Origin of the sequence: Streptomyces soli (assembly GCF_003999195.1) — a bacterium.
Classification (GTDB): Bacteria; Actinomycetota; Actinomycetes; order Streptomycetales; family Streptomycetaceae; genus Actinacidiphila; species Actinacidiphila soli.
The window spans coordinates 1-21,850 of the sequence record NZ_RJVR01000299.1; the positions used below are offsets into that span (position 1 = coordinate 1).

The window sequence follows — 21,850 nt, forward strand, 5'->3', positions numbered from 1 at the left end:
GTCGTTGGTGCTGGCCACTTCGGGCACTCCTCCTTCTCCGCCCTCGACTGAATGAATCGGTCACTTTACCCGACTCATCACACTTTGACAGAGAGGGTTGTCGCTCACGACCGACGCCCGGCAACACAACATTGACAAGTAACCAGCAGCACTCGAAGGCCGATCCGGTGCACAAGACTGCTTGACGATCTATAGGAGCATCAGTCGCGTGAGCCCGGCCACACTTGCTCGAACCATCCGGACAACCGGGCCTCGGATTGGCTCTGTGTAAGTGGGGGGTGCTTCGCTGGCTCGACGTGACCCCGCCCATACTCTCGCCGACCCCCGCAACATCCGGGCCTCCCGTCCGTATCAGTAAGTGAGGGCGCTTCGCTCCGGCTCGACGGCGTGACAGCCGTCACAGCTCGAACCTCGCAACATCCGGCCCACTTCTGGCGACTCTACTTACAGAGGCGTTGTCAGGAGCGAGTGAGCGACTTCCGCAAGCGGTTCCCTGCCGAGTTGACGGCGGCGCTGCCGTACTGCAACGCCTCACTCGAACTACGCGGGTCTCTCCTTCTTCCCGCATCCAAGGGTTGAGCCTCGGGACTTACTCCGCCTGAGAGCTCCCCGCCTACGGTCGCCGCCGGATTCCTGGGCTGCACGGTGACCAGCAAGCCTCGCCCCGCCGGTCTCCCATCAGCCACGGGTCGGTGGGGCGAGGCAAGCCCAGCCACAGACCACCCGCATGTGCGCGGGTCAAGCCCCGCGTTCGCGCGGGACCTCCCCCCGAAGAAGACCCCTGGCCGTCGGCACTGCTCGACTGATGGCCGGGGGTCTTCTTCGGGGCCCATATACGGACGGCGCCGCCGTCTTCACCACTCCACGAAGGGAGACATCACCAGATGCGCGCGAAGCGTGCGGCGTAGGGGTCCGCGACCCCCTGAAGACCTCCCAGATTTTCGGGCGGCACTGGGTACGGGGTGTGTCCTGGGCCGAGCTCAGGCACCCCCACCCGCGAGGGTCGGCCGGCTCACAGGTGCCGGTAGCCAAGTCGCCAAAATTCAGTACGAGTTGGCTCACCCTGCCAGCACACTGGAGGCATGGACGGACTGTATGTGGTCAGGCATGAGCCGACCTGGCGGGAGGAGCCGGACCCAGAGCCGGACGGCGAGTACGACAACGGCACGGACGAGAAGACCTTGTACGCCCTCTTCGGGCTGGCCATCTACAAGGCCAACGTCCTCGAACACACCCTCGTCAACACCCTTGCAATGGCCAGGCTCATCACGGCAGAGGAGCAGGGGGAACGGCTCATCCGCGACCCTTGGGCGTAGGGGTTCAAAGTCATGATGGGCAAGCTCATCCGGCGTGCCGAGCCGCACGTAAGCGCCTACCCGGAAGTGGTCAACGACCTCACCAACAGCCTGAAGCGGCGTAACTTCCTGGTTCACCACTTCTGGCGTGAGCGCATCCAAGAGGTGATCGCCGAGGCGAGCCGGGCCAAGATGTGCGCGGACCTCAAGGCGGACTGTCGACTGTTCACCCAGACGGACGAGCGTCTGACCGAGAGGGTCTTTGACCCTCTGGCGAGGAAGCGGGGGATCACTCCCGAGATGATCGAGGCTCAGTACGCGAAGGAACGCCGCGAGGCCATGAAGCGCTACGAGCCTGAGTCGTTCACGGAGGGGGAAGACTCGGCCTGACCTGCGTGTTCGCCCTCTGGAGTCGCGACCCTGGGACCGTGGCGCGATCTTGACCGCTAAGACGTAGCGGTCTCCGCCCCGAGGCTCAGGGGGTCACCCCCCACCCCTCCGCCCCTCACCCGCGGCTCAGCGCGCCCGAGGCCAGGCAGGGCGGCGCCTCTCGCAGGGCTTCGCGACACCTCGGGCCAACTTGATCGGCCGAGACCTCTCAAACCCACACAACGGCGCACAGAGGCGCGAGCGCATCAACGACGACTCGGCTCGACATCGGCTCGGGCAACGACAGCTCGGACCAGCAACCAACCAACGGACACGACGACAGCTCGACGGCGAACGAAGCCGAGCCGAGCGGGAAGGACAGCAAGCTGAGCTGACTCGCTTCGACCGAACCGAGCAGCATCCCGGCGAGCCGTAACCCGAGCATGACCAGAGCCCCGACTCTCCCTGGAATCACTGGGAGGGTCGGGGCTCTTTCGTCGTGTCCGGCTACACCCACTCGACAGAGACCGAGATGGGGCCTGCCGACGTCGCCTCGATGGGCGGGGGGATACGAGGGGCAGGCGTGGCAGACGTTCGCTCTGGCCGCCGACCACCCACCCGAGAGAGCGCCTGTGCGGCCTGCTCCCGCTCTGTTTCGGTCAAGCTGGCCAGGGCTTCGGCGATCATCTCGCGGGCCCTCTCAGGAGCAGGCAGCGGCCTCCCTGACCTGCTCACTTGCCCCCCTTGCCTGTGTTGACGGGAGTCAGGGGGAGCAGGCTCTTACCTGCCGTGGGGCTCAGTTGTGGCCATGTGTCGAATTGGGGACACACCCCACAGTCGAAGCAGGGCGTCCAGCGGCAGTCCTCAACCTCGGTCTCGTCCAGCGAGTCCTGCCAGTCCTCCCAGAGCCAGTCCTTGTCGAGGCCGGAGTCCAGGTGGTCCCAGGGCAGGACCTCCTCGTACGTGCGCTCGCGCGTCGTGTACCAGGCGAGGTCGACGCCCTGCGGGGGCAGCGCCTTCTCCACGGACCGCATCCACCTGTCGTACGAGAAGTGCTCGCGCCAGCCGTCGAAGCGGCCGCCGTCCTCGTACACGGCGCGGATGACGGCACCGACGCGGCGGTCGCCGCGCGAGAGGAGGCCCTCGATGATGCCGGGCTTGCCGTCGTGGTAGCGGTAGCCGATGTTCTTGCCGTACTTGCGGTCGCTGCGGATGGCGTCGCGGAGCTTTTCCAGGCGGGCGTCGGTCTCCTCGACGCCGAGCTGCGGTGCCCACTGGAAGGGGGTGTGCGGCTTGGGGACGAAGCCGCCGATGGAGACCGTGCAGCGGATGTCGTTCTGGCCGGTGACCTCGCGGCCCTTCTGGATGACCTTCTTCGCCATGTCGGCGATCTGGAGGACGTCCTCGTCGGTCTCGGTGGGCAGGCCGGCCATGAAGTAGAGCTTCACCTGGCGCCAGCCGTTGCCGTACGCGGTCGCGACGGTCCGGATCAGGTCCTCCTCCGAGACCATCTTGTTGATGACCTTGCGGATACGCTCCGAGCCGCCCTCCGGCGCGAAGGTCAGACCCGACCGGCGGCCGTTACGGGTCAGCTCGTTGGCCAGGTCGATATTGAAGGCGTCCACGCGGGTCGACGGGAGCGACAGGCCGATCTTGTCCTCGGTGTAGCGGTCGGCCAGGCCTTTGGCGACCTCGGCGATCTCGCTGTGGTCGGCGGAGGACAGCGACAGCAGGCCGACCTCCTCGAAACCCGTCGCCTTCAGGCCCTTCTCCACCATCTCGCCGATGCCGGTGATGCTTCGCTCCCGCACGGGGCGCGTGATCATGCCGGCCTGGCAGAAGCGGCAGCCGCGCGTACATCCGCGGAAGATCTCCACGGACATCCGCTCGTGCACGGTCTCGGCCAGCGGCACCAGCGGCTGCTTGGGGTACGGCCACTCGTCCAGGTCCATGACGGTGTGCTTGGACACCCGCCACGGCACGCCCGACCGGTTGGGCACCACGCGGCCGATCCGGCCGTCCGGCAGGTACTCGACGTCGTAGAACTTCGGTACGTACACTCCGCCGGTGCGGGCCAGCCGGAAGAGCAGCTCGTCGCGGCCGCCGGGGCGGCCCTCGGCCTTCCAGGCGCGGATGACGTCGGTGATCTGGAGGACGGCCTGCTCGCCGTCGCCGATGACGGCGGCGTCGAGGAAGTCGGCGATCGGCTCGGGGTTGAAGGCGGCGTGTCCGCCGGCGAGCACGATCGGGTCATCGATCGTACGGTCCTTGGCCTCCAGCGGGATACCGGCCAGGTCGAGCGCGGTGAGCATGTTGGTGTAGCCGAGCTCCGTGGAGAAGCTCAGGCCGAAGACGTCGAACGCCTTCACGGGGCGATGCGCGTCCACCGTGAACTGCGGCACCGCGTGCTCGCGCATCAGCGCTTCGAGGTCGGGCCACACGCTGTAGGTGCGCTCCGCGAGGACGCCCTCGCGCTCGTTCAGCACCTCGTAGAGGATCATGACGCCCTGGTTGGGCAGCCCGACCTCGTACGCGTCCGGGTACATCAGCGACCACCGGACGTCGCAGGAGTCCCAGTCCTTGACGGTGGAGTTCAGCTCTCCGCCGACGTACTGGATGGGCTTCTGGACGTGAGGGAGAAGCGCTTCCAGGCGAGGGAAGACCGACTCGACAGGCATCAGGTGTGGTGTCTTTCGTGAGCGGCAGCGATTGACCATCCAGCGTAACCCGTCAGCGGGGCCGCTCAGCCCGCCAGTTTGCCGCGGTCCGCCTTGCGCCAGGCTTCGGGGAGGCCCGCCTCGACGTCGGCGGCGAGGCCACGCTCCAGCTGGGCGAGCGCGCCATAGGGGAAGGTGTCCTCGCCGCCGGCGTGGGCCTCGGCCGCGAGGCGCAGGATGGCCTCGCGGGCGATGACGCTGTCCTGGTGCTCGCCGAGGAGCTGCTGGATGCCCTTCATGCGCCTGGTGTGCTTGGCGACGGGCTTGCCGAGGACGGGCTGGCCGGCCTCGCTGGAGTAGCGGGCGCGCTTGGCGGCCTTGCGGGCCTCGTGGAGGGCGAGGTCGCGCTCCTGGCCCGGTTCGAGCGCCAGGGCGGGCTCGATGGTGCGGCGCACGCGGCGGTGGTCACGGCGGATGGCCTTGGCGAGGGCCACGGAGGCGGGTGCCTTCGCGGCGTCGAGCAGGGGTGGGGCCGTCAGCAGGGCGTCGAGGGTGTCGAGCAGCCTGAAGTAGCGGTCGCTGTTCAGCTCGCGCAGAAGGGTCTCGCGGGCCTGGAAGTGCGAGGGGCCGGGGCCGCCGTGCAGGCGGTCGCCCACCGCGTCGGTGACCCATTCCTCGGGGAGTTCGGAGAGGCGCTGGGCGAGCCGTTCGGCCAGCACCTCGCGGTCGCGTTCCATGCCCAGGACCCCGGCGAGCCATTTGAGCTCGTCTCCGATGGGGTCGGTGACCGAGCGGTCCAGTTCGCGGCGGAAGGACTTGAGCGCGCTGCGCAGGCGGCGGGTGGAGACCCGCATCTGGTGGACGGAGTCCTCCTCGTCCCGCCGGACGGCCGGGTCGTAGGCCGTGATGGCGCGCACCTGCTCGTGCAGGTAGGCGAGGACCGCGTCGCCGGCCGTGTCGAGGCTGGCGGGGGGCTCGGGCGGCTTCTTGGCGTGGGCGAGCCGGTGGCCGAGGGCGCGGGCCAGCTTGGAGGGCGAGGAGGAGCGGCGCAGCCCTGCGGCGATGAGGCGTTCCTCGACGGCGTCGAGGAGGGCGAGCTTGCCGGCCAGCAGCTCGACCTCGGTCTCGGTCCAGCTGGGGCCCGGGTCGGCGGTGACGTCGTCGTACGCGATCTCGGCCAGAGCCTTGCCGTCGGCGTCGAGCAGGTGCACCCGCCGGCGGGTGTTGCGAAGTCGTACGACCGGGATTAGCGGGCGGCCCCGGGTGAGGACGGCGACCTCGGCGGCCAGCCTGCGCGGGATCTTCTTGGGAGACTTGCCGAGCGGGGCGTGCACCTCGGTGCGGGTGTCGGCCTGCGAGGTGGGGAGCTTGAGGTGCCATCCGGCGTCGTCGCCGCCGGTACGGCGGCGCAGCGTCATGCGGTGTGCGGCGAGCCGGAGGTCGGCGGTGTCGAAGTAGACCGCGTCGAGCTTCACCGGTTCGAGGGCGCGTACCTCGGCGACCCCTGGCAGGCCGGTCAGATCGGGCTCGGCCACCTTCTCGGCATCGGCTTCGTACTTGCGTTCGGTCTCCCGCATCCGCTTACCCATACGTGGAACGTAATCGCGTGTTCAGCCCTCCGCAATGGTGCGTTCACTCAGGCCGACATCGGCCGCTGCATCCGCACAGCCTGCAGCAACCCCACTCCTATCCAGACGGCGAACATCGAGGACCCGCCGTACGAGACGAACGGCAGCGGCAGTCCGGCGACCGGCATAATGCCCAGCGTCATGCCGATGTTCTCGAAGGCCTGGAAGGCGAACCAGGCGATTATCCCGGCGGCGATGATCGTGCCGTACAGGTCGGTCGCATTGCGGGCGATCCGGCAGGCACGCCAGAGCACGACGCCCAGCAGCCCGATGATGACGAGGGCGCCGACGAAGCCCAGCTCCTCACCCGCGACGGTGAAGACGAAGTCGGTCTGCTGCTCGGGCACGAACTGGCCGGTGGTCTGGCTGCCGTGGAACAGGCCCTTGCCGAGCAAGCCGCCGGAACCAATGGCGATGCGGGCCTGGTTGGTGTTGTAGCCGACGCCCGCGGGGTCGAGGGCGGGGTTGGCGAAAGCGGCGAAGCGGTCGATCTGGTACTGGTCGAGGACGCCGAGCTGCCAGACGAGGACCGCGCCGGCCGTGCCCGCGGCGATGAGGCCCAGCACCCAGCGGTTGGAGGCGCCGGAAGCCAGGAGGACGCCCAGGACGACGACGGCCATGACCATGACCGAGCCGAGGTCGGGCATCAGCATGACGATGGCCATCGGCAGCACCGCGAAGCCGAGCGCCTGGGCGACGGTGCGGTGGTCGGGGTGGATGCGGTCGCCCGCGTCGACCCGGGCGGACAGCACCATGGCCATGCTCAGGATGATGGTGAGCTTGGTGAACTCCGACGGCTGCAACGAGAAGCCGCCGCCGAGCACGATCCAGGCGTGCGCGCCGTTGACCGTGGAGCCGACCGGGGTGAGCACCGCCAGCACCAGGACCACGGAGATGCCGTACAGCACCGGCACGGCGCCGCGCAGCCGGCGATGGCCCAGCGCGATGGTGGCGGTGGCGAGACCGATGCCGATCCCGGTGTTCATCAGGTGCCGCATCAGGAAGTAGTACTGGTCGCCGTGGGTGAGCTCGGTGCGGTTGCGGGTCGCGGAGAACACCAGGGCGGTGCCGATCAGCGACAGCGCAACGGCGGCGCCCAGCAGCGGCCAGTCCAGCCGGCGCACTATCGAGTCGCGGGCGAGCAGCTTGCCGAAGGCGCCGCGCTCGGGGGTGAAGCGCCGCGCGGGGTAGCCGTTGGCGAAACTCACGACCAGTACCTCCGCCCGAACAGGTACTTCTCGCTCCGGTCGGGGGTCAGCGCGGCCAGTTGTACGGTGCCGCCGCTGCCCGCGGGCAGGAACGGCATGTCGTACGACGCCTTCTGGGCGTTCTGGGCCTTGGGCGCCTTGACCGTACCGTCGCCGTTGATCTTCGGCAGCGTGGTCGCGGGGTGCGGGAGCAGCGCCTTCTTGTTGTCGATGGAGCCGTCCTTCTGGACGCCGTACATCGCCTCGTAGATCTTGCGGACGGCGGGGCCGGAGCCGCCAGAACCCGTACCGCCCTGGGAGATGGTCATGATGACCGCGTAGTCCTTGGAGTACGTGGTGAACCAGGAGGTGGTCTGCTTGCCGGCGACCTCGGCGGTACCGGTCTTGGCGTGCAGGGTGATCTTGTCCTGCGGCCAGCCACCGAAGCGCCAGGCGGCGGTACCGCTGGTGACGACTCCGGCGAGCGCCTGGTTGATGTACTTCAGGGTCTTCTTGGTGTCGGGCGCCTTGCCGGAGACCTGGGGCTGGATCTTGGTGACCGTCTTGCCGTCGGCGCTGACGATGGCCTTGCCGATGCTGGGCTGGTACAGCGTGCCGCCGTTGGCGATGGCGGAGTAGACCCGGGCCATCTGGATCGGCGTGACGAGGGTGTCGCCCTGGCCGATGGCGTAGTTGACCGAGTCACCGGCGCGCATCACATAGCCGTCGGTGCAGTTCTCGCGGGCGATCTGGCTGGCGTAGTCCTTCTTGTTGCTCTTGGCGACCTCGCACCAGTAGGTCTTGTTGGCGTCGTAGTACGCCTGCTTCCACTGGCGGTCGGGGATCCGGCCGGTGACCTCGCCGGGCAGGTCGATGCCGGTGGTGGAGCCGAGGCCGAACTGCTTGGCGGTCTTGTAGAACCAGTCGTTGGTGTGCTTCTTCGGCTTCATCCCGCCGTCCTTGAGCCACTGGTCGTACGACAGGCCGTAGAAGACGGTGTCGCAGGAGATCTCCAGCGCGTGTTCCAGGGTGATGGCGCCGGCGCTCTCGCCCTCGAAGTTCTTGAAGAGCCGGCCGCCGATGGTCATCGAGGACGGGCAGGCGTAGTGGCCGTCGATGGAGTAGCCGGCGTTGACCGCCGCGGAGGTGGAGATCACCTTGAAGGTGGAGCCAGGGGCGGACTGACCCTGTATGGCCCGGTTGAGCAGCGGGTAGTTGGAGGACTTGGTGGTCAGCTGCTTGTAGTCCTTGGCGGAGATGCCACCGACCCAGGCGTTGTTGTCGTACGTCGGCTCGCTGGCCATCGCGACCACCTGGCCGGTGTGCACGTCCATCACCACGACGGCGCCGGAGTCCGCCTTGTAGTAGCTGTTGGTGACCTTGTCCCAGGTCTTGCGGGCGTCCTTGATGGCCTGGGCGAGTTCCTTCTCGGCGACCGCCTGCACCTTGGCGTCGATGCTGGTGATCAGGGTGCTGCCGGCCTGGGCCTTGGTCTCACCGGCCTTGCCGATGACCCGGCCGAGGTTGTCCACGTTGTAGCGGGTCACGCCGGCCTTGCCGCGCAGCTCGCTGTCGTACGTCTTCTCCAGCCCGGAGCGGCCCACCGAGTCGGAGCGCAGCAGCGACTGGCCCTTCTTCGCTGCGGCGGCGATCTCGTCGTCCGTGACGGGCGACAGGTAACCCAGGACCTGGGCGGCGTTGGCCCCGCCGGGCGATGCGTAGCGGCGTACGGCGGTCGGCTCGGCGGTGATGCCCGGGAAGTCCTCGCGGCGCTCCATGATCTGAAGGGCCTGCTGCGTGGTCGCCTTGTCGGTGATCGGGATCGACTGGTACGGCGAGCCGTTCCAACAGGGCTTGGGGGTCTTCGAGTCGCAGAGCCGGACCTTGTTGCGTACATCCTGGGCCGACATCCCCAGCACATCGGCCAGCCGGGTCAGCACGGCCTTGCCGTCGTCCTTCTGCTTCAACAGGTCGGTGCGGCTCGCGGACACCACGAGGCGCGTCTCGTTGTCGGCAAGGGGGACGCCCTTGTCGTCCAGTATCGAGCCGCGCACGGCGGGCGTGACGACTTCCTGGACGTTGTTGCTGGCAGCCTGCTGCGTGTACTCCTGGCCGTTGCGGATCTGCAGGTACCACAGGCGGCCACCGAGCGTCAGCAGCAGCGACAGCACGATCATCTGAAGGATCACCAGCCGGATCGTGATCCGGGGAGTGCGGCCGGTCTCCGGAATATTGCTCACAGGCGCCGACCGCCCTTCGCGACTCCGCCGACACGGCCGAGGAGACGGCGCTGGCCACCGACACGGGACGGTGAGCCGAAGCCGGAGGCGTCCTCGGAGAGGGGGTCGTTGTCGAGTCTGCGGGCGAGGGCCATGATCCAGGGGACGGTGAAGGGGGCGAGGAGGAGGTCGTAGAGGGCGGCGGTGAAGAGCAGCTTGCCGAGTCCGACGTGCTGGGCGGCGGTGTCGCCTACGAGGGCGCCGACGCTCGCGTAGAGGAGGGTGGAGCCGAGGGCGGCGGCGACGACCACGAACATCGGGCCTGCGGCGGACCGCAGTTGGCCGGTGTCCGGCTTGGCGAGGCCGGCGAGGTAGCCGATGACGCACAGGACGAGGGCGTAGCGGCCGGCGGCGTGGTCGGCGGGTGGGGCGAGGTCGGCGAGCAGACCGGCGCCGAAGCCGACGAGGGCGCCGCCCACGTGTCCGTACGTCATGGCGAGGCCGAGGACGGTCAGCAGGAGGAGGTCGGGGACGGCGCCCGGCAGGTGGAGGCGGGCCAGGACGCAGACCTGGAGGACGAGGGCGACGACCACGAGTCCGGTGGACAGTACTGCACGCCTCATTGGGCCTCTCCTCCCGCAGATCCTGCGGGCGCCGGGCACACGGCCCGGTGAATCTCTGGCCTGAGCCGGGGGGCGGGCAGGCGCGGCGATCGCATGGTTCAGTTCACCCCTGTTGCGCTGGAGCTCGCGGAAGGTGTGCTGCTGGGGGTGGCGGTGACGGTGACCGTCGGAGCCGGGGTGGGCTTGGCGGGGAGCACCGAGTCGCGCGGGTCCTTACGCGGGGCCTGCACGATGACGCCGACGATGTCGAGCTGGGTGTAACCCACGAACGGCTGGACCTCGATGGTCTTGGTGAGGTCGCCGGACGACGGGGTCACCTTGATGACCTTGCCGACCGGGACGCCCGGTACGAACGGCTTGTCGGCCTGCGAGCCGAAGGTGACCAGCCGGTCGCCGTTCTTGACGTCGGCCTTGCCGTTGAGCAGCTGGACCCGCATCGCGCGGTTGCCCTGACCGGTGGCGAAGCCCAGTTCGGAGGTCTTCTCCAGCCGGGTGCCGACCGTGAAGTCCGGGTCGCAGGCGAGCAGTACGGTCGAGGTGGAGGGGCCGACGGTGGTGACCCGGCCGACCAGTCCGTCGCCGTTGATGACGGTCATGTCGCGCTGGATGCCGTCACCGCTGCCGGCGTCGATCGTGACGGTCCATGAGAAGCCCTGAGCCGCCCCTATGGCGATCACCTGGGCGCCCTTGACACGGTACTGGCCGGACGCCGCCGTCTTCAGCAGCTTGTCCAGCTCGTTGGCCCGGGCGCGGGTCGCGTCCTTGCTGCCGAGCTGCTGCTTGAGCTGCGCGTTCTCCCGCTCCAGCTCACTGATCTGGCTGCTGCGGCCGCCGGAGTCCCGTACCGCCGCTATGGCGTTGCCCACCGGATTGACGGCGGAGGCGACGCCGTTCTCGACCGGCCCGAAGACGGCGGCCGCCGCCGAGCGGGCGCCGTCCAGCGGCGACGACTCGCCGCCCCGGATGTCCACGGTGATCAGCGCGAACGCGATCGCCACCAGCAGCACCAGCAGAAGCCGGCTCTCTCGTGTGTCCCTCACGGGGGCGAGTCCGTGCCTTCCTCGTCAGAGTCTTTGATGTTGTGCCGGAAGCTAGAACGATCCTGTGTACGGGCGGGCTGCCGCGGACGGCGTCCCATCACCCGTACGAGGGATCGTACGAGGTCATCTGCGCGGCGATGCGTCCAGGACCGCCTGCAACGCCTCGAACTCCTCTACGCACTTGCCGGCGCCCAGCGCGACGGAGTCCAGCGGGTTCTCGGCGATGTGGATCGGCATGCCCGTCTCATGGCGCAGCCGGTCGTCCAGGCCGCGCAGCAGAGCGCCGCCGCCGGCCAGCACGATGCCGCGGTCCATGATGTCGCCGGACAGCTCCGGAGGGCACTTGTCGAGCGTGGTCTTCACCGCGTCGACGATCGCGTTGACCGGCTCCTCGATGGCCTTGCGGACCTCGGCGGCGGAGATCACGACGGTCTTCGGCAGGCCGGAGACCAGGTCGCGGCCGCGGATCTCGGTGTGTTCGTCCTTCTTGAGGTCGAACGCCGAGCCGATGGTCAGCTTGATCGATTCGGCGGTGCGCTCACCAAGGAGGAGTGAGTACTCCTTCTTGATGTGCTGAATGATCGCGTTGTCCAGCTCGTCGCCCGCCACCCGGATGGACTGGGCCGTCACGATTCCGCCGAGCGAGATGACGGCGACCTCGGTGGTGCCGCCGCCGATGTCCACCACCATGTTGCCGGTGGCCTCGTGGACCGGAAGCCCGGCGCCGATCGCGGCGGCCATCGGTTCCTCGATGATGTGCACCTGGCGGGCACCGGCCTGGGTCGACGCCTCGATCACGGCGCGGCGCTCGACCCCGGTGATGCCGGAGGGGACGCAGACGACCACACGGGGGCGGGCCAGATAGCGCCGCTTGTGGATCTTGAGGATGAAGTAGCGCAGCATGCGCTCGGTGATCTCGAAGTCCGCGATCACGCCGTCCTTGAGCGGGCGTACCGCGACGATGTTGCCAGGGGTCCGGCCGATCATCTTCTTCGCCTCGGCGCCTACCGCGAGGATGCCACCGGTGTTCGTGTTGATGGCGACCACGGATGGCTCGTTGAGAACGATCCCGCGACCCCTGACGTACACCAGCGTGTTGGCGGTCCCGAGGTCGACAGCCATGTCACGGCCGATGAACGACATGTTGTTCGCCATGAGGATACGTCTGGCCTTCCCGAGCTGGAGCGTGTGGGGTGGGGTGGAAGCGACGGGTGCGGGGCGCCCGAAGACGCCCAAGGAGCGGAGATTCCATCGTAGTCGCGCCCGCCGGGGCACGGCGTCCGGGTTCCGCCGCCATTGTCATCAGAACACACAGCGCTCCCCAGTAATGGGGATGCCGTGTCGGCGGAATTGGTTCCCTGTCAGGCACCGTATATGCAGGTGGGCGGCCGAAAAAGTTGCGGCCGCCCATTGAGCTGATCGGGCGTCAATCCCTGAATCAGGCCGATTCGTCCGAGGTCAGGCGAGACCGGGGTAAAAAATCTTGATCTCGCGCTCGGCGGACTCCTCGGAGTCCGAGGCGTGGATCAGGTTCTCCCGGACGATCGTGCCGAAGTCACCCCGGATGGAGCCCGGCGCCGCCGCGATCGGGTCGGTGGGGCCGGCCAGAGCGCGTACGCCCTCGATGACCCGCTCGCCCTCGATGACCGCGACCACGACCGGGCCGGAGAGCATGAACTCGACCAGCGGCTCGTAGAACGGCTTGCCCACGTGCTCGGCGTAGTGCGTTTCGAGGGTGGCGCGGTCGAGGGTGCGCAGCTCCAGTGCGGTGATGCTCCAGCCCGCCTTGCGCTCGACGCGGCCGATGATCTCGCCGACCAGGCCACGGCGGACGGCGTCGGGCTTGAGGATGACGAGGCTGCGCTGGCTCACGTGGTTACTCCTAGGTGCGGGACTTGAAGATACGACGACATTACAAGGCGTACCTGGAAGCACTCAGGCGGCCTGCGCCGCGTGCCTGGCCTTGGCCTCGTCGATCCTGCGGCCGTAGTGGATCGAGGCCCACCACAGGGCCGCGAAGACCGCACCGAGGAAGAACATCGTCGGCAGAACGAAGCCGCTGGCGACCAGCCCGGCCTGCAACACCCAGCCGGCGGCCAGGCCACCCGGCCGGGTGATCACTCCGCAGAGCAGTACGCACAGTGCCATCGCGATGCCGCTCACCGTCCAGACGGTGGTCATCGTCAGGTCGGGTTGCTTCATCGCCACGAGACCGGCGAAGCCGATCACGAAGAACTCACCGATCAGCGTGCTCGCGCACAGGGTCCGCATCGTCCTCAGCTCACTTCCGGCCCAGCAGCAGCCGGGCCTCTCCCACCGTGATCACCGAGCCGGTGACCAGCACGCCCGCCCCGGAGAACTCGCCGTTCTCCTCCGCGAGCGTGATCGCCGCCTCCACCGCGTCGTCGAGGCGCGGTTCGACCTGCACCCGGTCGTCGCCGAAGACCTCGACCGCGAGCGCCGCCAGCTCGTCCACGTCCATCGCCCGGAAGGTGGAGTTCTGGGTCACCACGATCTCGGCGAAGACCGGCTCGAAGGCCTCCAGCAGCCCTCGTACGTCCTTGTCACCGCTCGGCCCGACGACCCCCACCAGATGGGTGAACCCGAACGCCTCCGCCACCGCCGCCGCGGCCGCCCGCGCCCCCGCCGGGTTGTGCGCGGCGTCCAGGACGATGGTGGGGCTGCGGCGTACGACCTCCAGGCGGCCCGGCGAGGTGACGGTCGCGAAGGCGGCGCGCACGGTGTCGATGTCCAGGGTGCGGGCGTGCGACATGCCGATGCCGAAGAACGCCTCGACGGCGGCCAGCGCCACGGCCGCGTTGTGCGCCTGGTGCTCGCCGTGCAGCGGAAGGAACACCTGCTCGTACTCGCCGCCCAGCCCGCGCAGCGTCAGCATCTGCCCGCCGACCGCCACCTCGCGGTGCGCGACCCCGAACTCCATGCCCTCGCGGGCGACGGTCGCGTCCACCTCCACGGCCTTCTTCAGCAGCACCTGGGCCGCCTCGACCGGCTGCTGGGCGAGGACGACGGTCGCGTCCTTCTTGACGATCCCCGCCTTCTCGGTGGCGATCTCGGCGGGCGTTTCGCCCAGCCGGTCCGTGTGGTCCAGTGCGACCGGGGTCACCACGGCGACCGAGCCGTCCACCACGTTCGTGGCGTCCCAGCTGCCGCCCATGCCGACCTCGACCACGGCCACGTCGACGGGCGCGTCGGCGAAGGCCGCGTACGCCATGCCGGTGAGCACCTCGAAGAAGGACATCCGGTGCTTCTGCGAGCCGTCCACCATCTCGACGTACGGCTTGATGTCCTGGTACGTCTCGATGAACTTCTCCGGCGCGATCGGCGCGCCGTCCAGACTGATCCGCTCGGTCACCGACTGCACGTGCGGGCTGGTGTAGCGGCCGGTGCGCAGCTCGAAGGCCAGCAGCAGCTGCTCGATCATGCGGGCGGTGCTCGTCTTGCCGTTGGTGCCGGTGATGTGGATCGCCGGGTACGAGCGCTGCGGCTCGCCCAGGATGTCCATCAGTGCCGTCATCCGGTCGAGCGAGGGCTCGAGCTTCGTCTCGCCCCAGCGCCCCGCCAGCTCCGTCTCGACGTCCCGGAGGGCCTTGTCCACCTCGGGGTCCTTGGGCCGGGTCGGCAGCCCGTCATCCTGCTGCACCGGTCCCCCGGCGCGCAGCGTCCGGCTCCCCGCCTCGATCACGGCAAGGTCCGCCTCCCGCCCTTCCGGGTCTTCTTCGGCGTCATCGGAACCGCCGGCCCCGAACAGGGACAGGGCGTCGGAAAGGGGGTCATCCTCGGGGCGCGTACTCACACCCCCAGTCTACGGACCAACTACCCCCTCCCGCCGTCCCCCACGTCCGCACCCACGGGGTTGGGGGTAGGCCGTCCTCCCCCACCCAAAGGAAGCTTTGGGGGAGGACGGCCCAACCCGGCCACAGAGCCGCACCCGGCGCCGCACCCGTCGGGGTCCAGGGGCAGCGCCCCTGGTTTCGGGAAGGGGCGGGGTGGGGGAAGCCGTCAGGCTTGCGGCAACGACGCCAGCTGGGCCGTGATGCGGGCGATGTCCGCCTCCGCCGCGGCGAGGCGGGTGCGGATCTTGTCGACGACGGGCTCGGGGGCCTTGGCGAGGAACGCGTCGTTGCCGAGCTTGGCGGTGGCTTGGGCCCTTTCCTTTTCGGCGGCGGCGAGGTCCTTGGCGAGGCGCTTGCGCTCGGCTTCGACGTCGATCGTGCCGGAGAGGTCGAGCGCGACGGTCGCGCCGGCCACCGGCAGGGTGGCGGTCGCGGTGAAGGCATCGCCCTCGGGCTGGAGGCGGAGGATCTGCCGCACCGCGGCCTCGTGGGCGCCGAGCCCGGTGCCGGAGAGCTCGAGCCGGGCCGGGACCTTCTGGCCGGGCTGGAGGCCCTGGTCGGCGCGGAAGCGGCGGACCTCGGTGATGAGCGACTGGACGGCGCCGATCTCGGCCTCCGCGGCGGCGTCGCGGAAGCCGGAGTCGGTCGGCCAGTCGGCGACGACGACCGACTCGCGCCCGGTGAGCGTGGTCCACAGCGCCTCGGTGACGAACGGCACCACCGGGTGCAGCAGACGCAACAGCACGTCGAGCACCTCGCCCAGCACGCGCCCGGAGACCTGCGCAGGCCGGCCACCCGCGATGAAGGTGGTCTTGGACAGCTCGACGTACCAGTCGAAGACCTCGTCCCAGGCGAAGTGGAAGAGGGCGTCGCTGAGCTTCGCGAACTGGTAGTCGTCGTACAGCGCGTCGGTCTCGGCGACGGTCGCGTTCAGCCGGGACAGGATCCAGCGGTCGGCGGCCGACATCTCCTCGACGGAGGACAGCGGGCCCTCCACCGTCGCGCCGTTCATGAGGGCGAAGCGCGTCGCGTTCCAGATCTTGTTGGTGAAGTTGCGGGAGCCCTGGACCCAGTCCTCGCCGATCGGCACGTCGGTGCCGGGGTTGGCGCCGCGCGCGAGCGTGAAGCGCAGGGCGTCGGAACCGTACTTGTCCATCCAGTCGAGCGGGTCGACCACATTGCCGAAGGACTTGGACATCTTCTTGCCGCGCTCGTCACGCACCAGGCCGGTGAGGGCGATGGTGTGGAAGGGGGCGACGCCGTCCATCGCGTACAGGCCGAACATCATCATCCGGGCGACCCAGAAGAAGATGATGTCGTGACCGGTCAGCAGGACGTCGGTCGGGTAGAACTTCACCAGGTCCGGGGTCTGTTCCGGCCAGCCGAGGGTCGAGAAGGGCCACAGGCCGGAGGAGAACCAGGTGTCGAGGACGTCGGCGTCCTGCGTCCAGCCTTCCCCGGCGGGCGGCTGCTCATCGGGGCCGACGCAGACGACCTCGCCGTCGGGGCCGTACCAGACGGGGATGCGGTGCCCCCACCACAGCTGGCGCGAGATGCACCAGTCGTGCATGTTGTCGACCCACTGGAAGTAGCGGCCGGACATCTCCTGCGGGTGGATCTTCACCCGGCCGTCGCGGACCGCGTCGCCCGCCGCCTTCGCGAGCGGCTCGACCTTGACCCACCACTGCAGGGACAGCCGGGGCTCGATGATCGTCTTGCAGCGCGAGCAGTGGCCGACCGCGTGGACGTACGGACGCTTCTCCGCGACGATCCGGCCCTGCGAGCGCAGCGCGCCCACGACGGCGCTTCGCGCCTCGAGCCGGTCCAGGCCCTGGAAGGGGCCGTGGACGGTGATCACGGCGTGCTCGTCCATGATCGTGAGCGACGGCAGGTTGTGCCGCTGGCCGATCTCGAAGTCGTTCGGGTCGTGCGCCGGGGTCACCTTGACCGCGCCGGTGCCGAACGCCGGGTCGACGTGGGCGTCGGCGACGATCGGGATCCGGCGGCCGGTCAGCGGCAGCTCGACCTCGGTGCCGATGAGGTGCCGGTAGCGCTCGTCGTCGGGGTGGACGGCGACCGCGGTGTCGCCGAGCATCGTCTCGGCGCGGGTGGTGGCGACGACGATCGCGTTCTCACCCTGGCCGTAGCGGATCGAGACCAGCTCGCCGTCACGGTCCTCGTGCTCGACCTCGATGTCGGAGATGGCGGTCAGACAGCGCGGGCACCAGTTGATGATGCGCTCGGCGCGGTAGATCAGCCCGTCGTCATACAGCTTCTTGAAGATCGTCTGGACGGCGCGCGACAGCCCCTCGTCCATGGTGAAGCGCTCACGCGACCAGTCGACGCCGTCGCCGAGCCGCCGCATCTGGCCGAGGATCTTGCCGCCGTACTCTTCCTTCCACTGCCACACCCGCTCGACAAAGGCCTCGCGGCCCAGGTCATGGCGCGACTTGCCCTCCTCGGCGAGCTGCTGCTCCACCTTGTTCTGGGTCGCGATGCCGGCGTGGTCCATGCCGGGCAGCCACAGCGCCTCGTAGCCCTGCATGCGCTTGCGGCGGGTGAGGGCGTCCATCAGGGTGTGCTGGAAGGCGTGGCCCAGGTGGAGGCTGCCGGTGACGTTCGGCGGCGGAATGACAATGGTGTACGGCTTCTTGTCGCTCTTCGCGTCGGCCTCGAAGTAACCGCGCTCTACCCAGCGCTCGTACAGCTGCCCCTCTACCTCGGCCGGTGCGTACTGGGTCGGCAGTTCGGGGGGGCTGGCTGGCTGCTGAGTGTTCTCGGTCACGACGCTCAGTCTACGGGCGCGCCGTGCCGCGTTACGAATCCGTATCCGCCCCGTGGCAGGGGCGGGGTAGGTGATCCGGAAGGATGACGCCCCACGGTCGACCGGCCGAGCGAACAAGGGGATTCCTCCGATGAGTTACAACCAGCCGCCACCACAGCCCGGTTACGGCTACGGCGCCCAGCCCGGCCCGTACGGGCAGCCCCCGCAGGCGCCCCCCGCGCCGCAGGCCAACCCCTACGCGCAGCAGCCGTACGCGCAGCAGCCCTACGGTCAGCCGCAGCCGGGGTACGGCGGCTATCCGCCGGTCCCTCCCCCACCGCAGCCGCAGAGCGGCGGCAAGGGAAGGACGATCGGGATCGTGATCGGTGCGGTCGTGGCGGTAGCCGTGATCGGCGGTGGCGTCGTCGCGCTCACGAGCGGAGGCGGGAGCGGGACCGGGAACGGCGGCAGCGCCGACGACGGCAAGAAGTACAAGCTCACGACGCCGGCGACGGTCGCGGAGACCTTCAAGCGCTCGGGGTCGGGGAAGAACGACAGCGACCTGAGCTCGAAGGACGAGAAGCAGCTCAAACAGCTCCCCGGCATCACCGACCCCCACGTGGTGTCCGCGGACTACGAGGGCGCCAACAAGGCGGCCCTGCAGTTCGGCGGCGTCTACGGCACCGTGGCGCAGCCCGAGCAGGCGGTCGACGCGCTGTTCCTGGTGATGGCCGCCTCGATCAAGGACGAGGACGACAAGGCGTCGGCCGTCGGCAGCCCGGCGAAGGTCACCCGGGAGGGTCTCGAGGGCGGCGCGGTGATGAAGTGTCAGATCTTCAGGACCACGGTGGCCTCGACGGGTTCGTCGAGCACCCAACTGAACATCCCGGTCTGCATCTGGGGCGATTCCAGCACCGTCGCCATGGTGATGGACCTCGATCCGCTGACCGCGATCTCCGGCAGCACCTCCACCGACGCCGCCGCGACGCTCACCGCCAAGGTGCGCACCGATACCCGGGTCGAGATCGAATAAAGGCCTCCCGCACGGCCGTTACAAATCCCGCACAGCCCCGGTGTAAGGACGGGCTAAACAATCCGCGAGGATGGCTGCGAGACAGCAGTATCACGAGGGGAAACTCGCATGAGCTACAACCAGCCGCCGCCGCAGCCGGGTTACGGCGGCCAGCCTGGATACGGGGAACAGCCCGGCTATCCCCAGCAGCCGGCTCAGCCCGCCGCGCCTGCTCCGGGCTACGGCTACCCGCCCCAGCAGCAGCCGGGCGGCTTCCCGCAGCAGCCGGGCCCCTACGGCCAGCAGCCGCCGTACGGCCAGCAGCCCGGCCAGCCCGGCTGGGGCACCCCGCCGCCGCCCCCCAGTGGCGGCGGTAAGGGCAAGATCATCGGGATCGTGGTCGCCGCCCTCGTGGCGGTCGCCCTGATCGGCGTCGGGGTGGCCGTCCTGACGGGCGGCGGCGGCAGCAGCGGTGGTAACTACAAGCTGACGACGCCGGAGACGGTGCTCGGCGGCTCGTACACCAAGGACTCCGCCATGGCCTCGCAGCTGGGGAAGACGACGACCGGCAGCGACAAGGGCATCTCGAACGGCACCTCCGTCAGCAGCGCCTGGAAGAGCGGCACCAACGAGCTCATCTTCGCCGGGGTGTACGGCTCGGTCTCGGATCCGAACACCGTGGTGGACACGATGCTGACGGCAGCGGTCTCGGGCACCAGCTCGACCAAGCAGACGCCGGCCGGCTTCGACGGTGACGTCATGAAGTGCGGCATCAAGGACTACGGCGTCTACAAGGCGCCCTTCTGCGTGTGGGGCGACGACAGCACGGTCGGACTGGTGATGTGGACGGCCTCGACCAGCGCCACCAGCGTGCCGACGGCCCCGTCCGTCGCCAGTTGGGCCGAGACCACCGCGAAGCTCCGCAGCGACGTGCGCGTCGCGAAGTAAGCAGGCTCCCGCAACAGTACGAAGGGGGCGCCCGGAGAATTCCGGGCGCCCCCTTTCGCGTATGTACGCCGCGTGCGGTACGAGCGCTACGCGCTCTTCTGCTCGCCCTTGCCGATGGCGCGGGGCTCGCGCGGCACCAGGGTCGGGTTCACGTTGGAGTGGACGACGTCCTCGGTGATGACGACGCGGGCGACGTCCTTGCGGGAGGGGACCTCGTACATCACGGACATCAGCACCTCCTCCATGATGGCGCGGAGCCCGCGGGCGCCGGTCTGGCGGAGGATGGCCTGGTCGGCGATGGCCTCGAGGGCGGCGCGCTCGAACTCCAGCTCCACGCCGTCGAGTTCGAAGAGGCGCTCGTACTGCTTGACGAGCGCGTTGCGCGGCTCGATGAGGATCTGGAGGAGCGCCTCGCGGTCCAGGTTGTGCACGCTGGTGATGACCGGGAGGCGGCCGATGAACTCGGGGATCATGCCGAACTTGACCAGATCCTCCGGCATGACCTCCTGGAACTGGTCCGAGGCCTGGATCTCGCGCTTGGAGCGGATCGTGGCGCCGAAGCCGATGCCCTTGGCACCGGCCCGGGACTCGATGATCTTCTCCAGCCCGGCGAAAGCGCCGCCGACGATGAACAGGACGTTCGTCGTGTCGATCTGGATGAATTCCTGGTGGGGGTGCTTGCGGCCGCCCTGCGGGGGCACCGAGGCCGTCGTGCCCTCCAGGATCTTCAGGAGAGCCTGCTGGACGCCCTCACCGGAGACATCCCGAGTGATCGAAGGATTTTCACTCTTGCGGGCGACCTTGTCGATCTCATCGATGTAGATGATCCCGGTCTCGGCCTTCTTGACGTCGTAATCCGCCGCCTGGATCAGCTTCAGCAGGATGTTCTCGACGTCCTCGCCGACGTAACCCGCCTCGGTGAGCGCCGTGGCGTCCGCGATGGCGAAGGGCACGTTCAGCATCCGGGCCAGGGTCTGGGCCAACAGGGTCTTACCGGAGCCGGTGGGGCCCAGCAGCAGGATGTTGGACTTGGCGAGTTCGATGGCGTCGTCGTGGCCTCGGCCGCCGGAGTTCTCGCCGGCCTGGACGCGCTTGTAATGGTTGTAGACCGCTACGGAGAGCGCCTTCTTCGCCGGCTCCTGGCCGACGACGTAGCTCTCCAAAAACTCGTAGATCTCGCGCGGCTTGGGAAGGTCCTCCCAGCGCACTTCGGAGGACTCGGCGAGCTCCTCCTCGATGATCTCGTTGCAGAGGTCGATGCACTCGTCGCAGATGTACACACCGGGCCCTGCGATGAGCTTCTTCACCTGCTTCTGGCTCTTTCCGCAGAATGAGCACTTCAGCAGGTCGCCGCCGTCACCGATGCGTGCCACGAGGTGTTTCCCCTTCGCCTGGGTCCCGTCGGCTACGACGAGTCCTGGTGCTTGCCTATCGACGGTACCTTGCCGGGACCCCCGTACGGGCCCCCCTTGCGGTGACTGGGTGGTGACGTGCACAACCTGGCCATCCCGCAAGGGGGGCTTGTGTCGCGGACCTCAGACCGCCGCGGAGGAGGTCTTGCGGGTCGAGACGATCTGGTCGATCAGACCGTACGACAGCGATTCCTCGGCCGTCAGGATCTTGTCGCGCTCGATGTCGTCCCGGATCTGCTCGATCGGGGTGCTGGAGTGCTTGGCGAGCATCTCCTCGAGCTGCGCACGCATCCGGAGGATCTCGTTCGCCGCGATCTCCAGGTCGGAGACCTGGCCACGGCCCGTCTCGCTGTACGGCTGGTGGATCAGGATGCGGGCATTCGGCAGCGCCATCCGCTTGCCGGGGGTGCCGGCGGCGAGCAGCACGGCCGCGGCGGAGGCCGCCTGGCCCATGCAGACCGTCTGGATGTCCGGCTTCACGAACTGCATCGTGTCGTAGATCGCGGTGAGCGCGGTGAACGAGCCGCCGGGGCTGTTGATGTAGACCGAGATGTCACGGTCGGGGTCCATCGACTCCAGGCAGAGCAGCTGCGCCATGACGTCGTTGGCGGAGGCGTCGTCGATCTGGACGCCGAGGAAGATCACCCGCTCCTCGAAGAGCTTCGCGTACGGGTCGTACTCGCGGATGCCCTGCGAGGTGCGCTCCACGAACCGCGGAACGACGTAGCGGGCCTCAGCGGGCGTCATACGGTCGTAGAGGCCGCCGCCGGGGATGTTGTTGGGGTTCACGTTCACCGTCCTGGGGATGAGCAGTGGGCTGGGTGGCGGAGTGTCGGGGACGG

At 68.7% G+C, this 21,850-nt stretch carries 18 protein-coding genes; 4 read left to right on the top strand and 14 right to left on the bottom strand.

The features are described from left to right. Positions 1 to 1,082 precede the first annotated feature (1,082 nt). Both EFK10_RS51195 and EFK10_RS51200 read left to right on the top strand, forming a co-directional pair. On the top strand, positions 1,083 to 1,316 hold the full coding sequence (locus tag EFK10_RS51195; RefSeq protein ID WP_240677642.1) for a hypothetical protein: 234 nt from the start codon (positions 1,083 to 1,085) through the stop codon (positions 1,314 to 1,316). A gap of 12 nt (positions 1,317 to 1,328) precedes the next feature. Continuing rightward, on the top strand, positions 1,329 to 1,685 hold the full coding sequence (locus tag EFK10_RS51200) for a hypothetical protein (protein WP_240677643.1): 357 nt from the start codon (positions 1,329 to 1,331) through the stop codon (positions 1,683 to 1,685). A gap of 208 nt (positions 1,686 to 1,893) precedes the next feature. Here the strand turns inward: EFK10_RS51200 and EFK10_RS33660 are convergent, their stop codons facing one another. The 12 genes from EFK10_RS33660 to EFK10_RS33715 form a co-directional block, all read right to left on the bottom strand. Further along, positions 1,894 to 2,085, bottom strand: coding sequence for a hypothetical protein (locus EFK10_RS33660; RefSeq protein ID WP_127359445.1), 192 nt, complete (start codon positions 2,083 to 2,085; stop codon positions 1,894 to 1,896). A 310-nt stretch (positions 2,086 to 2,395) separates the two neighbouring features. Continuing rightward, positions 2,396 to 4,342, bottom strand: coding sequence for a TIGR03960 family B12-binding radical SAM protein (locus tag EFK10_RS33665; protein WP_127359446.1), 1,947 nt, complete (start codon positions 4,340 to 4,342; stop codon positions 2,396 to 2,398). Between the two features lie 65 nt (positions 4,343 to 4,407). Then, the gene (locus EFK10_RS33670) at positions 4,408 to 5,910 is read right to left on the bottom strand and encodes a CYTH and CHAD domain-containing protein (protein WP_127359447.1); all 1,503 of its coding nucleotides are present in this window, start codon (positions 5,908 to 5,910) and stop codon (positions 4,408 to 4,410) included. A 47-nt stretch (positions 5,911 to 5,957) separates the two neighbouring features. Continuing rightward, positions 5,958 to 7,094, bottom strand: a complete 1,137-nt coding sequence (gene rodA / locus EFK10_RS33675) for a rod shape-determining protein RodA (protein WP_407647208.1) — start codon at positions 7,092 to 7,094, stop codon at positions 5,958 to 5,960. A gap of 59 nt (positions 7,095 to 7,153) precedes the next feature. Further along, the gene (gene mrdA, locus EFK10_RS33680; RefSeq protein ID WP_127359449.1) at positions 7,154 to 9,376 is read right to left on the bottom strand and encodes a penicillin-binding protein 2; all 2,223 of its coding nucleotides are present in this window, start codon (positions 9,374 to 9,376) and stop codon (positions 7,154 to 7,156) included. Next, on the bottom strand, positions 9,373 to 9,978 hold the full coding sequence (gene mreD / locus EFK10_RS33685; RefSeq protein WP_127359450.1) for a rod shape-determining protein MreD: 606 nt from the start codon (positions 9,976 to 9,978) through the stop codon (positions 9,373 to 9,375). Before mreD ends, mrdA begins: the two co-directional genes overlap by 4 nt. Positions 9,979 to 10,076: 98 nt before the next feature. Next, positions 10,077 to 11,018: a rod shape-determining protein MreC gene (gene mreC / locus EFK10_RS33690; RefSeq protein WP_127359451.1), complete on the bottom strand. Its 942-nt coding sequence runs from the start codon at positions 11,016 to 11,018 to the stop codon at positions 10,077 to 10,079. 123 nt (positions 11,019 to 11,141) lie between these two features. Continuing rightward, complete coding sequence (locus EFK10_RS33695) at positions 11,142 to 12,161, bottom strand: rod shape-determining protein (protein WP_127359461.1); 1,020 nt, start codon at positions 12,159 to 12,161, stop codon at positions 11,142 to 11,144. A 315-nt stretch (positions 12,162 to 12,476) separates the two neighbouring features. Continuing rightward, positions 12,477 to 12,890, bottom strand: a complete 414-nt coding sequence (gene ndk, locus EFK10_RS33700; protein WP_127359452.1) for a nucleoside-diphosphate kinase — start codon at positions 12,888 to 12,890, stop codon at positions 12,477 to 12,479. Positions 12,891 to 12,953: 63 nt separating this feature from the next. Continuing rightward, positions 12,954 to 13,289, bottom strand: a complete 336-nt coding sequence (locus EFK10_RS33705; protein WP_127359453.1) for a DUF4233 domain-containing protein — start codon at positions 13,287 to 13,289, stop codon at positions 12,954 to 12,956. Positions 13,290 to 13,299: 10 nt separating this feature from the next. Then, positions 13,300 to 14,787 (bottom strand): bifunctional tetrahydrofolate synthase/dihydrofolate synthase, encoded by a 1,488-nt coding sequence (folC, locus tag EFK10_RS33710; RefSeq protein ID WP_240677644.1) that lies wholly within the window; start codon positions 14,785 to 14,787, stop codon positions 13,300 to 13,302. Positions 14,788 to 15,038: 251 nt separating this feature from the next. Next, positions 15,039 to 17,657: a valine--tRNA ligase gene (locus tag EFK10_RS33715; protein ID WP_127359454.1), complete on the bottom strand. Its 2,619-nt coding sequence runs from the start codon at positions 17,655 to 17,657 to the stop codon at positions 15,039 to 15,041. Between the two features lie 130 nt (positions 17,658 to 17,787). On the opposite strand from EFK10_RS33715, the gene EFK10_RS33720 reads away from it, so the two are divergent. Together EFK10_RS33720 and EFK10_RS33725 are read left to right on the top strand one after the other, a co-directional pair. After that, positions 17,788 to 18,669: a hypothetical protein gene (locus EFK10_RS33720; protein ID WP_127359455.1), complete on the top strand. Its 882-nt coding sequence runs from the start codon at positions 17,788 to 17,790 to the stop codon at positions 18,667 to 18,669. A 108-nt stretch (positions 18,670 to 18,777) separates the two neighbouring features. Further along, positions 18,778 to 19,596 (top strand): hypothetical protein, encoded by an 819-nt coding sequence (locus EFK10_RS33725; protein ID WP_127359456.1) that lies wholly within the window; start codon positions 18,778 to 18,780, stop codon positions 19,594 to 19,596. 86 nt (positions 19,597 to 19,682) lie between these two features. On the opposite strand, the gene clpX is transcribed toward EFK10_RS33725, so the two are convergent. Then, positions 19,683 to 20,969, bottom strand: coding sequence for an ATP-dependent Clp protease ATP-binding subunit ClpX (clpX, locus tag EFK10_RS33730; RefSeq protein ID WP_127359457.1), 1,287 nt, complete (start codon positions 20,967 to 20,969; stop codon positions 19,683 to 19,685). Between the two features lie 162 nt (positions 20,970 to 21,131). Continuing rightward, entirely contained in the window at positions 21,132 to 21,755 is a 624-nt protein-coding gene (locus EFK10_RS33735; RefSeq protein ID WP_127359463.1) for an ATP-dependent Clp protease proteolytic subunit, read from the bottom strand. Positions 21,756 to 21,850 lie beyond the last annotated feature (95 nt).